We start from the raw sequence: 15,093 nt of genomic DNA on the forward strand, positions 1-15,093 counted from the left end.
GAAGAGCAAAGTCTCTGGAAAGGTGAATGTTTTGTATTTGACGACCGGGTTACGGTCAATCATCGTCTTGAGCGCGGTGGCTATGATCAGTGCCACGCTTGTCGTCGACCGATTACCGAGGCTGACAAGCAGCACACTGATTATCAACAGGGTGTGAGCTGCCACAGGTGCGTTGACTCCCTAAGTGAAGAACAGAAAGCGCGCTTTGCGGAACGGGAGCACCAGATGCGTTTGGCCCAGGCCCGTGGAGAGCCCCATGTGGGTGGTGATGCCGCCCGCATTATTGCTGAACGCAAAGCGCACAAGAAGTCAGAACGTGAGCGGCAGGCTGAAAAAAGCCTGAAAGGTGAGCGCCGCAACGCTAACGCTCGTTAACATGTATTAATACGCTTGAATCAGCGATCAAGGAGCTTTCATGGGTTTTAAGAAAACCGTTGCCATTATTGCCATTTCAGCCGCGCCACTGGCTTACGGCCAGGATGCAAAAGACTGGGAAGGTGAGGCAGAACTCGGTGTACTTATGACTTCTGGTAATACCGAAGAGACCAACATAAACGGGCGTTTGGGGCTGGTGCATGAAGTAGTAAACTGGCGCAACATTGCGGAGTTCAGCTCCAATTCCTCGAAATCTGAAGACGAAACAACAGCCGAGAAGTATAAGGGCTCCCTTGAGACCAACTACAAGTTTGATGAAGACCAGTACTGGTTCTTGCGCGGCGCTTACGAGAAAGATCGCTTTTCCGGGTACGATTTCGAATCCACAGCCACAACCGGTTACGGTAACCGCGTTTGGAACCAGGGCAAGCGTTCATTCCTTGATCTCTCGGTGGGTGCCGGTTATCGCTACAACAAATTGGAAGATGTGAACGACGACGGTGAAGAGGAGGAGAAGGAGGCGATCGCCCGCCTGGCGGCCCAGTTTGACTACGCGCTTTCTGAAAACGCACTGTTTCGCCAGAAACTGAGCACGGAAATTGGATTAGATGAGAACAACGTGATCAGCCAGTCAGAGACGGCCCTTAAGGCCAACGTTGTCGGCAACCTTTCCATGAAGCTGGCATACCGTGTGGAGCATGTATCTGATGCGCCTGCAGGCTCTGACTCTACGGATACCGAGACCTCTATCTCACTGCTGTACGGCTTCTAAAAACAAAGCCTTACACTTTGTTCCTGAGCCCCAGTTCGTCTGGATAGGGGGTCAGGTACTGTTGTAGGCGCAGGTAATCAGCCGGTTCCCTGCGCTGAGCCATTCTTAGCAGTGTCATGGGGACAATAAGCGGCACCTCGCCGCGGCCATAAGCTTCAATTTGCTCGATCAGAACCTTGCGATCCTCGTCCGCCATTGCATCTCGAAGGTAACCCATCAGGTGCTGCATCACGTTTATATGTGAGCCACGACTTACTTTCTTTGTCATGGCCTCCATAAACGCCTGAACGTAGCGGTTTGCAATGGTTTCTAGCGCATCTGATTTCAGGTCGGCCAGCAAGGGCCCAAGCTGGCGGTAGATTTTTTCTGAGTGCGCTAACAACTGAAATTTGTGCCGGGTGTGAAATTCGATGAGTGCTTTGGCGCAAAGGTGTTCACCAGCCACATTCTGCATCCAGTCATCATAGGCAAAGACTCGTTCGATGAAGTTCTCCCTGAGCGCGTCATCGTTCAGCCGGCCTTCTTCTTCCACTGGCATCAGCGGGTAAGCACGCATCAATGCCTCGGCAAACATTCCTTGTCCATCACGCCGAATCACCTGGCCCTCGGGGTTGTGAATCTTGATACGTGCCATGCCGCAACTGGGGGATTTGGCCATCAGAATGTAACCGCGCAGGTCGGCCAAGTCTGACAGGATGCGGTTAACGAATTCTTGCATGGCAGCCGTGTGATCAGCAGGCCCTTTTGCCTCTATCAGGCGCATGCCGTCTGGGTATTCCCGCAAATGAATAGCTGGGCGGGGCACACCTAATCCCGCTTCCAGTTCGGGGCAGATAGGGCGAAAATCAAAGTGCTGTGACAACACCTGGGTGCAATAACGGGAGTGTTTATGGCCGCCGTCATGACGAACTTCTTTGCCCAGCAGACAAGTGCTGATTCCTACAGGAATGCCGCTCACGTTTATCTCCGTTTTTTTAGCTTTTTATCGCCGATTGCCAGAATAGTAGCGTAGATCTCGCGAACATCACTGGCAAACTGTTCAACTGAAAAATCTTTGGCAAATGCCAATGCCTGCCCGGAAAGCATTTGTCTGAGTTCGTCGTCCTCCAGCAGTCGCTTTACTTGTATGCACCATTGATCCTGTCTTTCGGGGGTTTTGAAACCGTTATAGCCGTGGCGGACAACGTCATCAATGCCGCTGGAGCGCACGGCGACTACAGGTAGGCCTGCCGCCATTGCTTCCAGAATGACCATGCCCTGGGTTTCGGATTTAGAGGCGAACAGAAAGGCGTCGCCCAGGCGATACCACACAGCCATATCCTCAGGCGGTACCGCGCCAACTAGCGTGAAATGGGTTTCTAGGCCAAGCTCTTGGATCTTGTTTTGAAGGCGGTCTTTCTGGTGACCTTCGCCAATCATCAGGAAGTGAAAGGGCTTGTTTGTTTCTTGCCGCAGTTGACTGATTGCTTCGATCATGAAGTCGATATTTTTCTCGTTCGACAGCCGCGACACGCTTATGAAAATCTTCTCATCGGTCAGCTTCAGGGTTTGACGAAGCTTTGAGATTTCGTTGTCTGTCACCGTTTGAAAACGCTTGTACTCAATCCCTGTAGGCTGCACGAACGTGGGCGTTTTTACGCCGATCATCCGGAGGTATTCCTCGGTGGAGTCGGTCGGTACGATCACGCCATCGCACTTGTTGGCGAAGCGTTTGATCAGCGTGTGGGAAATGAGATTGCGGAAAATTAGGCCTGGTAACGGTACAAAATGGGCATAGTGCTCCAGCCTGGTGTGGTAAGTGTAGATGGCTGGCACTTTGAGCCGGCGTGCGACGAACAGACCGAGCGAACCTAACCAGAACGGATGGTGCAGGTGGATGATATCTGGATGAAAAGCCCGTACTCGTTTGCGAATGCGGCCAAGGAAAATGTTGGCCAGCCGGAACTCATGCTTCTCGCCCATGGCGAGCAGGGAAGGAACCCGGAGCACATGGTCTTCAACCTCTGGCTGATCCTTGTAACGTGGCGCCACTACCAGCAGTTTGTCGCCAAGCTGTTCCAGGCCTTGTCTCAGCCTGGCAATGGAGATGGGGACTCCGCCTATAAATGGCAGGTAGTTGTTGGTGAACATAGCAATTCTTAGTGGCTTCTCCCGCCATGGGGTCGGATCAAGGTTGTAGTCTGGGTAGTAATCCTTGCCGACAAAAATGATGGCGTAGAGTCTGATGGTGATGGCTGCAAACACCGCCACAATCAGAAGGAAATTAAGGTAGCCAGTATAGAAAAGTGAATAAACGAAGAACCAGAGGCTTTCAAGCCGTTTAAGAATGGGGTGCTGGCCGACTTCGAGTTGTTGGAGTGTGTGGCTAACCTCGCCCTGTGGGCTGACGCTCACCTGCACGTAGTGATAGAAGCTAGTGTCGTCATTCATAATTAACCCACCACCGCCGCCGGTGGTGATGAACAGCGTGTTGCCCAGCTGCTTCTCGGAGTACAGAGAAAGGTTGGCGGAGAAGACCATATCAATGTTGTGTTTCTTTGCAGTATCCAGCAAAGCGTTTCGAAATTCAGGTGGTGCCAAGTAATCTTCAGGCTGGTCGAATAGAGCGTCCTCCTTTGGCTTAAGCGGTGGGTGCCCGATAAACAGGATTTTTGCTTTCGAAGTGTCCTGACTGAGCAGATCATTAAGCCAGCGCATCTGCCATTTCCAGGGTGTTTTCCCGGTACTGTCTAGAAAGATCAGCAGGCTGCTGCCGGCCTGAATACTGTAGAAGTGCGGCCCGAAATGGTCGTAAAAGCGGAAGCTGCCAAAATCATCGTATTCATGGGGGCCGAAGGTGAGCAGGTACGGGATGTTCAGGTGATTGAGGGTTCCATACAGGGCGCGGTATTTGTCTTCACCGCCACCGCTGACCGCGTTGCCGGCGGAAACCATAAAATCCATGCCCGAAGCGTTCAGCTCCGGGATAATACGTTCCTCAAAAATGCCGACCGAATTATTGATGTTGCCGACCACGGCAAAACTGAACGGCTTATCAGCTGATACGTCGCGATGAATCTGCTCTACCTGCTCGGTATGCACGCCCGCGAAGTCTTTCATGAAAAAATTCAAATAGGCCTTGTAGCCTACCAGCATTATCACGATCAGCAGGCAGAGATAGAACAGTAGTTTTAATGGGTTTCGGAAGATCATTCGAATGTCCTGCGACTTTTAACTAACTCTCTTTGCAATACAAGCAACCCAATAATCATGCCCAAATAAATGGTTATCAAGCGCCAGCTCACAATAACGAGAATCAGATGATTCCCTGAAAGGAGATCGCTGAAGAAGCTGCCGAAAACACCTTCGGAAATGCCAGAAGCACCGGGTGTGGGTGAGAAATACATAATAAACGTGGTTACAACCAACAGTCCCAGTGATACCAGGTAATCCACATCGTAACCCAAGCTATAGATCAGCAGGGCGGGAAAGCTGAACAGACTGAGCAGGAACACAGCTGTGAAAAGAACCGATAGCGCCACAAACAGTGTCCTGCCCCGCAGGTAGTCGCTGAAACTGTGAGAGAAGCGCAGCATCTCCCTTCGCGCTTTGAATTGCCAGTGTTGATGGCGGGCATCGCTGATCAGGTGCCAGCGGTTTAGAGTTCTGAGTAGGCCGCTGAGTGGCCCGATGAGCCAGCGTGTGCGAAACAACAGAATAATGAAAAAGCTCAAATACAGCAGAATGAAGATAGCCAGTGCAAAGCCAATGTCGCCGGTTATGGACTGGCCATCAAACGCATCCAGTGTCAGCAGAAAAACCGGCGAGAGGGAGAAGATGAAGAGCACCGCTAGTACCGTTCTGATTGTAGTGGCGGCTGTAGCTCTGCCCACGGGCACCCCATGGCGGTGCAGATACCAGATTTGGGCGAATCCGCCGCCGGTAGCCATGGGTGTAACGTTAGAGAAAAACAGGTTGATAAAAACCAGGCGAAAGATGACCAGAAAGGACAGTCGATGCCCAAGCGCCCGCAGAGTGAAGTGCAAGCGCAAACCATCGGAAATGAAATACACCAATAGCAGAGCGGCGACTGCCACAAGGGTTTTTGGTGCAATCAACCGAAGATCAAAACTGATACTGCGCCCAGCAAACTGATCGTATACGGCATACAGCCCTGCCGCTGTGAGTGCGATAAAGAGCAAACTGAACAGTACAAGGCGTCGTGCTGAGGTGCTTTTTTGGTAGCTGGTGTCGGTGTTGTCAGTCATGGGCTGCCCGTCATGAAGAGACGGGCAGTTTACAGGACACTAGTGGCCATAAACCAACATGTTGGTATCTGTAATGGCAAAGTCTGTGAATTGAACGCTGCCAATACTGGCTTGGCCAATTTTAAATACGGGCATATCGATGTCGGCCCGGAACTCTACGTCGTGAACCGAGAGGCCTTCTTTGCCGGAGACCGCCCCAGTGCCCTTAGAGAGCTTGGCGGTGGCGCTCGCCATACCGAAGTGGCCAAGGGTGTCGTTGCCCCGCCGGTTGTGAATCTGCAGGCCTTCAATGCCCACGGCGGCAAAGTTGAATAGCAAAATGACATCTGCGGCATCCCAATTAAGGCTGCCGTTTGTTATCTCAAAGTGGGTGTCTAGCTGCAGTTCAGCGCCAGACACTATGTTGCCATTACTCAGGGTTCGGCTTGCCCCACTTGCGTTGCGGATAACCAAATCTGTCGGCCCTACATAGCCCTGCAACAACACATCTGAAAACAGCGTGGCTGTCCCTTCGGAGCCGCTGGCGGTAATGCTTCCAACCTCTAACTCAAAATCTACGGCCCGCAGGTAGTCTGTCAGGCTGTTTGGGTCGCCATAATCGGTTGCGCCAAGGTGGATAACCAAGTCGCCGCTGTTGAACTGTTTGCCAAACTCGCCAGCCATGGAATACGTTGCCAGAGCATCGGCTACGTCGGCATTGTTTGTGCTCATAAGCCCCGCGTTCGCACGGCGGGCAATTTCTGAAAAACCGTGCTCAAGCACTTCACCTGTACCGGCAATATCCACGGTGAGCTTCAGGTTGTCCAAGGCGGTATCGCCATGCCCGGAAAGCCGCATGTTGTTCACATTCAGTGAGCCTTCATCTGTCCAGGTTAGCCGATCAATATTGATTTTGGTTTCCAGCTCAATCGTCACACCAGCTTGGCCTGTTACCCCTGAGAGAGCACCGTCATCCAATGGCTGAAATTCCGCCATGGCCGTGGTAGGCAAAGAGAGTGCAAGTGCCCAGAGTGAAAGCGCTGTGGATCTTGTCGGGCGGCGACAGGTGTGCGGCTGAATCATGATGGCCCCGGTTTCATGGTCTTTTTGTTTTTGTTGGTAGAGAGCTTTAATCAAGCTCCTCAGCCGCAGGGGACAGCGTAACCCATGCAGCAGGAATAAGGCTTTGTTACATGTTGTTACGATAGGCGGGAAGTATTGATATGTCTGTGAGTTCAATCACAGTTAGAGGCAGAGGGCAAAGCACGTTGAATCATCGCCTTCTGGTGCTCCGCAAAGTCTCGGATCAGCGCCTGAGCCTTTTCCGCATCTCGCGCTAGCACAGCTTGTGGAAGGCGTGTAAAAAACTGACTTGTCTGGGCCAGGCCGCGGCGATAGCGATCAGCACTCAAGTAGTAAGCGCGGCTAACCGCCGGCTTGAAATTTGAAAGTGCTTCCGTGAGATACGCATTGCCCACCAATTTGCAGCAGGCTTCCATCACCTCAAAACTGGCTTCCACTACAGCGGCAATGTCTGCTGTGGGCTTCTTCAGTTGCTCTATAGCACGGCTCACCACAGTCAGCATGCTCTCACGGTCGCTCTCTTGCCAGCGCTCACATAGTCGTGCGGCGAGCATTATCAGTAGGTGCATATAAACGTCGTACAACTCCGAGGCATGATCGGCGTCCAGCTTTGAAGCAGCGGCGCCTTTTCGGGGAGTGATTTCCACCAGGTGCCAGCGTTCAAGGGTATAAAGAGCCTCTTTTACGGAGGCTCGGCTAACCTTGAGTTTGGTGGCCAGCGTGGCTTCCTGGATGCGCTCGCCGGGCTGGATCTGCCCGGTCATGATCCGTTCTGCCAGGTAATTGGCGATTTGCTCCGCCAAGGTGTTAGGCACCTTAAAGTCCATAAAGGTTCTCTGAGCAGGTCTTGAAAGCCGGTGGGCCAAGAGCAGACCCCGTTCCAGCAGGAGAGTGTATAAGGCGGGAGTTTATCACACCCAGCAGACTGCCTATGAGCCGCTTTATAGAATGCCAGGGCCCTTGAAATTGCGCAGAAACGCACGCAGGTATAAACCTTGAACTTTCAAACGCTAAAAAGGGAAATCCCATGCCCAAGCATTTCGAGCAAGCTCCCGGCTTGCATGAAGAGCCGGTTCCAGAAACGGAAGGCTATGTATTTAACCAGACCATGCTGCGCATAAAAGACCCTGAGCGTTCCATGGATTTCTACACTCGGGTGATGGGAATGCGGTTGGTACGTAAACTGGACTTCCCGGAAATGAAGTTTACGTTGTATTTTCTAGCCTACCTTGACGATCGGCAAGCCGGCCAAGTGCCTGCGGACGACGCTTACCGAACCACTTTTACGTTCGGGCGCGAAGCCATGCTAGAGCTGACCCATAACTGGGGCACTGAGAACGACAACGATTTTGCCTATCACAACGGCAACGACGAGCCCCAAGGCTTTGGCCATATCGGTGTTGCCGTACCCGACGTTTATACGGCCAGTGAGCGTTTTGAAAGCTTGGGTGTGGAGTTCGTCAAAAAGCCGGATGACGGCAAGATGAAAGGCCTAGCCTTTATCAAAGATCCAGACGGCTACTGGATAGAGATACTACAGCCGAACATGCTGGAAAAGCAGCGTAAGAACAGCTGATCAGACTGATGTTTCTGGGTCGTCCTTCGGGGCGGCACCGGGTTTTCCGCCATAACGCGAGGCCACGATCACCGCAGCGGTGAGTATCAGCGCGCCTGCAATGCCAATCGGCCCAAGAACTTCCTCCAGAAATATCCAGGCAAGCAACGCGACAAATAACGGCTCCAGTGTGACGATAATGCTGGAAAGTGTTGCCGGGGTGGTTTTTATGCCGGTAAAGAAGCACACGTAGCCAATGCAGGTGGGCACGATGCCGATAAAGGCCACCATCAACCAATGCTTTAGCTCAAGCTCTTCAACCCCCTCAAAACCATCACTGAGCACCACGACCGGTAGCAGCATCAGTGCAGCTGTAAAAAAGCAGATGAACGCGGTGGTGAAAATGGGTGTGCCAGTGGAGCTGTAACGGCTGGTCATCGTGAAGCCGGTATATACCAATGCCGCTAGGAGGGCCATAAGGATGCCAGCAAGGCGCAGGGAGCCGCTGGTGTCCATGTCGCTCAGGACCAGCATGGCGGTGCCGATAACGGCGGTAATAAGCGCCATAATGGTGAGCAGGCTTGGCTTTTCCCCCAGTAACGGAGCTGCAAGTATCGCCACCAGCACAGGAGGCAAGCATAGGGCAATCAGCGTGGCGATACCCGCGCCGGTCATATCCACTGCCATCAGATAGCTGCCTTGGTAAATGGCTTGAAAGAGGCCAAGTGCGGCAAGGGGCGCGAGGGATTTTAAATTCAGTTGTTGCAGGAGGCTGTCGTGTGTTTTTGCACCTGCGTTGGCGTTTTGTCTTTGCTCTTTGCGCATCAGCAGCCAGAAAAACGGCAGGGCAACAGCTAGCCTCAGAAAAGCCAACGTGATGGCTTGCAGGTCGGTCCCGGTAAACAGGAATTTCGCAACGATTCCCGTGGTGGCCCAAAGCAGGGCTGCCAGGGCGATTAGCAGGGCGCCTCGAATCATTCTATAACCAGTATGATCAATTCTTTGGGACCGTGAACACCGTAAGCCAGGGTCTGTTCAATATCGGCGGTTTTGGATGGCCCCGAGATTAGCAGAGCGTTTGTGGGCATGCCAGCCGCCCAGTTTTGAGCGCCCATGGCTTCGTGGAACGTTGTGTATAGCTCTGATGCTTCCAGTACGGCAATATGAATCGGCGGCACCAGGCTCATCAAGCGGGGCTCATCCACGGTTGGCCAAAGAATTAGTGATCCGGTGTCGGCAATACCGCCTCGGGTGGAGGTGATACTGGCATCCACCTCGTTAAACAGATGGGGTTGCCAACTGTTGATGGGCTCGTCGTAGATAAGCAGTTCGGGTAAATCGTCTCGTTTGGAATCGCGCAAGGCATGGCCAATCTGGTGTTTAGCCGGAATCAGCAGGTTGCGGGCGCCACGGGATGAGAGGATTTCAGCAAGTTGCGCGATCCAAGATTCTGGCGTGCACCTATGTACCTCCCCGTGCACCGAGTCGATGGTTTTCTGAAACTGATCAACTTGCTCGGCAACCGAAGAATGAGGCCGTTTCAGAACCGAGAAATCGCATTCAGGAGCTGTCAGTTTACCGCCACCACGGTTGCGCAGGCGTTGTAAAATGGTGTCCCGAGAATTCATTGGCCACGCTCCTTCATGCGTTCGTGGAGTGTTTTGGCGGCCAGTTTTGGCGCCGCCCGGTATTGCGTCCAGCCACCCAGTTTTGTTGGTTGTAACTTACGCAAGCGAGCGGCTATTACGGTGCCAAACCGGTAAGCGCCGGGGCGCGCATGCATCCAACTCCAGCCTTTCCAGATAAGCGCTTCCAGAGTGCTACGTTTCGCGCCGTGTCCCTGTACTTTGGCGGGGTTAAGCTTGTCGCCATCTACAGATTCCTGGCGCAGGCGTACCAGCAGATCCGGTATCGGAATTTTGACAGGGCACACCTCACCACAGGCGCCGCAGAGGCTTGAGGCGGTGGGTAAGTGGCGGCCTTCATCCAGCCCGATCAGGTGGGGCATTAGAATTTTGCCAATAGGACCGGGGTAGGTGGTGCCGTATGTGTGGCCTCCCACTCGGGTATAAACCGGGCAATGGTTCATGCAGGCGCCACAGCGAATGCAACGCAGGGTGTCCAGTAGCTCGTCATCCTGGTAAATAGATGAGCGGCCGTTATCCACCAGCACCAGATGGACTTCTTCCGGGCCGTCGAGTTCTTCCGGTTTGCGTGGGCCGGAGATCATATTGAAGTAGGTAGTAATGTGCTGCCCGGTGGCTGACCGGGTCAGTAACGCTAGCAACGGTGCGACATCTTCCAAGTTGCCTACCACTTTTTCTATACCAGTAACCGCAATATGGCAGGGCGGCACCGTGGTGGTCATGCGGCCGTTGCCTTCATTCTCTACCAGACAAAGGGTGCCAGTTTCGGCAACCGCAAAGTTCACGCCGGTTACACCCACATCTGCATTCATGAACTTTTCGCGCAATTGCTGACGGGCACTGGCGGTCAGGTATTCCACATTGTTGGAAAGATCAGTGCCGGTTTTCTCATGCATCAACTCGGAAATTTCACCGGTATTCTTGTGAATTGCGGGCATGATGATGTGGGAGGGTGTTTCATCAGCAAGCTGAACGATGTACTCGCCCAAGTCCGATTCCAGGGCTTCAATGCGATGCTCTTCGAGGTAATGGTTCAGTTCCATTTCCTCAGACACCATGGATTTGCCTTTGATAACCGTTTTGGCATTCCGGGCGACACAGATATTCCGGACAATTTGGCAGGCTTCATCGCCATCTATTGCCCAGTGAACTTTGATGCCGTTTTCAGTGAGTTTTTTCTCAAGCTGTTCAAGCAGATCAGGTAGGTTGGCCAGCGCTCGCAAGCGGATGTTAGCGCCCAGGTCTCTTAACGCTTCCAGATCCCAGCTTTCAAAGGCGTCCTTGCGCTTGGTAATCAACCCGTCCATGGCTTTTCGGAAGTTCTGGCGTATCTTGGGGTCTGCAATGGCTGCCCGAGCCCGGGGGTGAAATTCTTTTACGTCGATGTGGTGCGGGTCTTTGTTTGCAGACTGGCTCATGATCCGCCTCCCTTGCCTGCAGTTGTACGCTGCCAGAGAAAACTCAGGATATGTTGGCCGGCGAGGGGTTTTTGGTTTTTCTCGGCGTACCCGGCAATGTTCATTAGGCAGCCGCAGTCTGTGGTCACAAAGTTACCGGCGCCGGTATCGGTAAGGGTATCCACTTTCTCGCTGACCATAGCCCCCGAAATCTCAGGGTGGCGCACAGCGAAGGTGCCACCAAAGCCGCAGCACTCCTCTGCTCGCACTTGTTCAACCAGGTTTACGTTGCTTAGCTGTCCGATTAGTCGAGGGCCAACCTCCGCCACGCCCATTTCACGGCGAGCAGAACAGGAGGTATGCATGGCGACCGTGGTGGGCTCGCCCAGATCCTCCAGCTTTATGTGGCAGACATTCAGAAGAAAATCCGTCAGCTCCCAGGTTCGGTCGGCGATTTCGGCGGCTTTTGTTTCCTGATTAGTATGCTTGAAGAGGCTGGGGTAGTGTTTGCGCATCATTCCGCCACAGGAACCAGAGGGCACAACAATTGGCCAGTCTTCCGGAAACAAGTCCAGCTGGGCTTTGGCAACGGCCCTGGCTTCATCGTGGTAGCCGGATGTATAAGCCGGCTGGCCACAACAGGTCTGATCTTCGGGGAAGATGACCTTAATGCCCTCGCGCTCAAGTAGCTGTACGCCAGCCATACCGGCATCTGGGTAGAACATATCTATCAGGCAGGTCGCGTAAAAATAAACGTGTGAGGGTTTTGGCGGGTAAACCTTAATGGGATCAGCCATAGCGTGCCACTCGAGCTGGTTGGAGTTCTTATCCAGTAATCATAGGGCGGCGGGAATGAGGTTGCCAGACGACTTTTGTGGTGTAGGGGCAGGGATGGAGATGTGAACGCGCAAGAGCGGCCATTAGACGGCACCGCTCTGCCAAGTGGTGGATTATTATCCCTTACCAGTTATTTTACAGTTAGGCGCTCGGCGTTCTTTTCAACAGTGCGCGCGCCAATACCTTTCACGTTTGAAAGATCCTGTGCGGCTTTAAAGGGGCCGTTTGCTTCGCGATAGGCGATGATGGCTTCGGCTTTGCTCGCGCCAATGCCGTCGAGATTTGCTAGGGTGATCGCGTCTGCGTTGTTGATATTAATGGTTGGCTGCTCTGCATAGGCAAATCCGGTTGCCAGACTGAACAGCAGTACAAGTGTGGCGAAAAATGGTGTGTGCTTCATGTAAATGACTCCTGAGACCGACGTGTGTCGTTATGGTTGTGAGTCAGAGCATAAGACAGCAGGAGCAGGTTTTAGGTTTTGGCAGGCTGTGGAGAGGCAACAATTAAAGAAGACAGGGCGGTTGTGTACAGCAGTGCACGGGCAGGGGCCACATTCCATGTGATCCCCGATTCCGTGGCTGACCCCCGCCTGATCCTTCAGGCTGCAGCTCATCCTGAGCATTTCATCCTTGATGCCGGCATCCTTGCTGGCTTGTCATCCCTGACGCTGCTTATTATAGAGAGGGTGAAACTGTGGGATATCGGAGATTAGCTCGATGGCGTGTGAGATATTTCCTACAGCAAGTGTAGGCTCGCGCCTTATCTCCAAATGGGAACTCTCAGAGCGAGTGACCTAGCAGTCCCAGAACACCAAGAGCAATCAGGTAGCCCGCAACGATGTAATTGAGAAGGCGGGGAAATACCAGAATGCCAATACCGGCGCCAAGGCTAATCAGTGGGGCGAGTTCGAGGTGAAAAGTCATAAATGTCCTATGTAGTGATTATTTTTTGAAAAAAGAAAGAAATCCGCCAGCTGCAATTGCCGCTGCACCACCGATCAGATACCACATGGTGTTATCCGTGAAACGCCCGGTGAGAGTCTCGCTTATCTGGTCACCAACGGACTGTGTTGATTGAAAACCGAAGTAGAGTAGGGCGATGCCTACTACGAGTAAAACAATACCGACGAGCTTCGAGCTTCCCATGAAATTCTCCTTGTTACGGCAGTTTGCCATTTTGTTCTGAGAGCTTGGCACCGGATGCCACAGCCAGCAACATCGTGGTAACGGGTTGTCAAAAGCGGCTGTCGCGGTTCTCGGACACTCTGTCCGGCTGCCCGGCCACTCTTCATCTTACCTAAAAAAGATAATGCTTTTAAATTAAAGTGTTATCTATGTGGCATGGTTTTTCCTTGTTATTTGGGTGCCAAACAATAAATCCAAGAAGGAGCACACTATGTCGAACGCCGCGTTCAGCTGGATTCGTCGTGTTGCAATGCCAGCATTGGTGATAACCATCACATTACTGCTGCCCTCGTCGCCTGTCAGCGCAGGCCAAACCGATTCTTATACGTTACCGCAACAAAGCTATAATCAGTCCCGCGCCAGGGACTACAAGGTATACGTTCCGGATAATCTTCAGTCGCCTGCGCCCATGGTGATGGCGTTGCACAGCTGCAAGCAGACCAACAACGATGTTTTGAATGACTGGGGCATGAAGGCTGCGGCCGACCAGTATGGCTTTATTCTTGTTGCGCCCTATATCACCAGTTATGACGGGTTTCGTAACCAGAATTGCTGGGGCTTTTGGTTTGAACACCATCGCCACCAAGGCGCTGGAGAAGTAGAAGACCTCCACCAAATCGCGCTCGCGGTAGAGAGTAATTACGCTGTTGATCCGCAACGCCGCTACATCACAGGGTTGTCCTCCGGTGGCGCAATGGCTGTCGTGGCGGCCGTGGCGCACAATGAATACTGGGCGGCCGCTGCGCCGGCGTCAGGTATTCCTTATGGAGAGGATGCATCTTCGGTTTCCTTGACTGGCCAGTGTCCGGGGAGTGCGACATTCCACAGTGTCTCTCAGGTGGTTTCCGATATGGAAGCCGAGCTGGATGGTGCTTATCCCATCCCGCTGATGGTGCTGCAGAATAAAAACGACTGCACGGTTATAAAAACCTCTGCAGATCACATCCGTGATGCCCACCTTAAAGCGTTTGGTGATCCGGCTTTTGATACGCCGACGGAAGCGAAGGCCGAGTCCGTTGCCTGCTCTCCCTACTATCAGAACAACTATGGCTGTATTCGCACCCGTTACACTCAGGACGGCACCAGTGGTGCCCGGTCACTGGTTGAAACCGTTTACCTAGACGGGCCATTGGCTACGCCAAATTCCCAAGATACCGATCACGGGCATTATTGGGTTGGAGGCGAGCAGGCTAGCAACGGCAAATGGGCTGTGCGGGTAGGACCAAGCTATCCGGATGTTATTTGGAGTTTTTTTAGTGGGCACAGCCGTGACGGCACCGCTCCTGAAGGATTTCCGGTTATCACTTTAATTGGTGATAGCCCCATGGCGGTGGCGTTGAACACCTCATTTACCGATCCGGGCGCTACAGCAGACGATACGGAAGACGGGTCCGTTACGGTAATGGCCGACTGCAGTTCAGTAGATGTGTCCACGGTAGGTAGCTACTCCTGCTTGTACACCGCAACGGACAGCGACACTAATGTGACGACGGTAGAGCGTCAGGTTGAAGTGACGGATCCGAATGTGCCGACCGAAACCTGCGAGCAGGTGACCGCATCACCCAGCGCCCATGTATCTTCGGGACGGGCCTACGCAGGTGGCAGCTATAATCTTCGTGTTTACGCGAACGGTGACGATGTCGATATAGGTGGCACGTTCGATAGCTGGAGTAACGTGCCTCTGTATGAGGGTGACCCTGGCCGATGGTTTACCAGCGAGCCGGTAGCTTGCAATGGAAATGGTGGTGGCAATGGTGGAAATGATCCCTTTATATGTCAGGACTGGAATGCCAGCAATTTGAGCCACAGTATGGCTGGGCGGGCCTATTATGCGGGTGGCTACTACAGCACCGGAGGCGATGATTACCTTGGCGCGATACCTGGCGGTTACGTTTGGGTCAAGGAATCGCCTGACGGGGTTTTTGAAAAAGGGCAGTGCCAGTAGGAGAATCTAAAAGTGTGGCGTGAGCCGCCGTTTTAAAACAGCCCCATTTGGGGCTGTTCTTCGTTGAAACGCA

Annotated in this window: 15 protein-coding genes and 1 pseudogene; 4 read left to right on the forward strand and 12 right to left on the reverse strand. The window is 53.0% G+C overall.

The features are described 5' to 3' along the window. Positions 1-375 (forward strand): annotated as a pseudogene (locus ACTH3S_RS14845) (rhodanese-related sulfurtransferase); the annotation flags it as partial. 40 nt (positions 376-415) lie between these two features. After that, a complete protein-coding gene (locus tag ACTH3S_RS14850) occupies positions 416-1,147 on the forward strand; it encodes a DUF481 domain-containing protein (RefSeq protein ID WP_441809787.1) in 732 nt (243 codons plus the stop codon). A gap of 10 nt (positions 1,148-1,157) precedes the next feature. On the opposite strand, the gene ACTH3S_RS14855 is transcribed toward ACTH3S_RS14850, so the two are convergent. The 5 genes from ACTH3S_RS14855 to ACTH3S_RS14875 all read right to left on the reverse strand — a co-directional run bounded on the left by ACTH3S_RS14855 (position 1,158) and on the right by ACTH3S_RS14875 (position 7,283). Continuing rightward, the gene (locus ACTH3S_RS14855; protein WP_441809788.1) at positions 1,158-2,105 is read right to left on the reverse strand and encodes a YbgA family protein; all 948 of its coding nucleotides are present in this window, start codon (positions 2,103-2,105) and stop codon (positions 1,158-1,160) included. 2 nt (positions 2,106-2,107) lie between these two features. Next, positions 2,108-4,339 carry a glycosyltransferase gene (locus tag ACTH3S_RS14860; protein ID WP_441809789.1) on the reverse strand — a complete coding sequence of 744 codons (2,232 nt, stop codon included), beginning with the start codon at positions 4,337-4,339 and terminating at the stop codon, positions 2,108-2,110. Further along, the gene (locus ACTH3S_RS14865) at positions 4,336-5,394 is read right to left on the reverse strand and encodes a lysylphosphatidylglycerol synthase transmembrane domain-containing protein (protein ID WP_441809790.1); all 1,059 of its coding nucleotides are present in this window, start codon (positions 5,392-5,394) and stop codon (positions 4,336-4,338) included. Before ACTH3S_RS14865 ends, ACTH3S_RS14860 begins: the two co-directional genes overlap by 4 nt. A gap of 39 nt (positions 5,395-5,433) precedes the next feature. Then, entirely contained in the window at positions 5,434-6,456 is a 1,023-nt protein-coding gene (locus tag ACTH3S_RS14870; protein ID WP_441809791.1) for a DUF6160 family protein, read from the reverse strand. Between the two features lie 152 nt (positions 6,457-6,608). Then, complete coding sequence (locus tag ACTH3S_RS14875; RefSeq protein ID WP_441809792.1) at positions 6,609-7,283, reverse strand: GntR family transcriptional regulator; 675 nt, start codon at positions 7,281-7,283, stop codon at positions 6,609-6,611. A gap of 200 nt (positions 7,284-7,483) precedes the next feature. Here ACTH3S_RS14875 and gloA point away from each other — a divergent pair, with 200 nt between their 5' ends. Continuing rightward, positions 7,484-8,032 (forward strand): lactoylglutathione lyase, encoded by a 549-nt coding sequence (gene gloA / locus ACTH3S_RS14880; RefSeq protein ID WP_441809793.1) that lies wholly within the window; start codon positions 7,484-7,486, stop codon positions 8,030-8,032. On the opposite strand, the gene ACTH3S_RS14885 is transcribed toward gloA, so the two are convergent. From ACTH3S_RS14885 to ACTH3S_RS14915, 7 genes are all read right to left on the reverse strand, one after another. After that, positions 8,033-8,989 (reverse strand): DMT family transporter, encoded by a 957-nt coding sequence (locus ACTH3S_RS14885; protein ID WP_441809794.1) that lies wholly within the window; start codon positions 8,987-8,989, stop codon positions 8,033-8,035. Further along, a complete protein-coding gene (locus tag ACTH3S_RS14890; protein ID WP_441809795.1) occupies positions 8,986-9,639 on the reverse strand; it encodes a LutC/YkgG family protein in 654 nt (217 codons plus the stop codon). The genes ACTH3S_RS14885 and ACTH3S_RS14890 overlap by 4 nt, the downstream gene beginning before the upstream one ends. After that, positions 9,636-11,075 carry a LutB/LldF family L-lactate oxidation iron-sulfur protein gene (locus ACTH3S_RS14895; RefSeq protein WP_441809796.1) on the reverse strand — a complete coding sequence of 480 codons (1,440 nt, stop codon included), beginning with the start codon at positions 11,073-11,075 and terminating at the stop codon, positions 9,636-9,638. Before ACTH3S_RS14895 ends, ACTH3S_RS14890 begins: the two co-directional genes overlap by 4 nt. Continuing rightward, positions 11,072-11,851, reverse strand: coding sequence for a (Fe-S)-binding protein (locus ACTH3S_RS14900; RefSeq protein ID WP_441809797.1), 780 nt, complete (start codon positions 11,849-11,851; stop codon positions 11,072-11,074). Before ACTH3S_RS14900 ends, ACTH3S_RS14895 begins: the two co-directional genes overlap by 4 nt. A gap of 170 nt (positions 11,852-12,021) precedes the next feature. Continuing rightward, positions 12,022-12,291, reverse strand: a complete 270-nt coding sequence (locus ACTH3S_RS14905; protein WP_441809798.1) for a ComEA family DNA-binding protein — start codon at positions 12,289-12,291, stop codon at positions 12,022-12,024. A gap of 379 nt (positions 12,292-12,670) precedes the next feature. Next, the gene (locus ACTH3S_RS14910) at positions 12,671-12,814 is read right to left on the reverse strand and encodes a DUF3096 domain-containing protein (protein WP_096280715.1); all 144 of its coding nucleotides are present in this window, start codon (positions 12,812-12,814) and stop codon (positions 12,671-12,673) included. A gap of 18 nt (positions 12,815-12,832) precedes the next feature. Next, positions 12,833-13,036, reverse strand: a complete 204-nt coding sequence (locus ACTH3S_RS14915) for a DUF3185 family protein (protein WP_441809799.1) — start codon at positions 13,034-13,036, stop codon at positions 12,833-12,835. 250 nt (positions 13,037-13,286) lie between these two features. Between ACTH3S_RS14915 and ACTH3S_RS14920 the strand changes: the two genes are divergently transcribed. Continuing rightward, complete coding sequence (locus tag ACTH3S_RS14920; RefSeq protein WP_441809800.1) at positions 13,287-15,020, forward strand: extracellular catalytic domain type 1 short-chain-length polyhydroxyalkanoate depolymerase; 1,734 nt, start codon at positions 13,287-13,289, stop codon at positions 15,018-15,020. Positions 15,021-15,093 lie beyond the last annotated feature (73 nt).

Origin of the sequence: Marinobacter sp., from assembly GCF_052094685.1 — a bacterium.
Lineage (GTDB): Bacteria > Pseudomonadota > Gammaproteobacteria > Pseudomonadales > Oleiphilaceae > Marinobacter.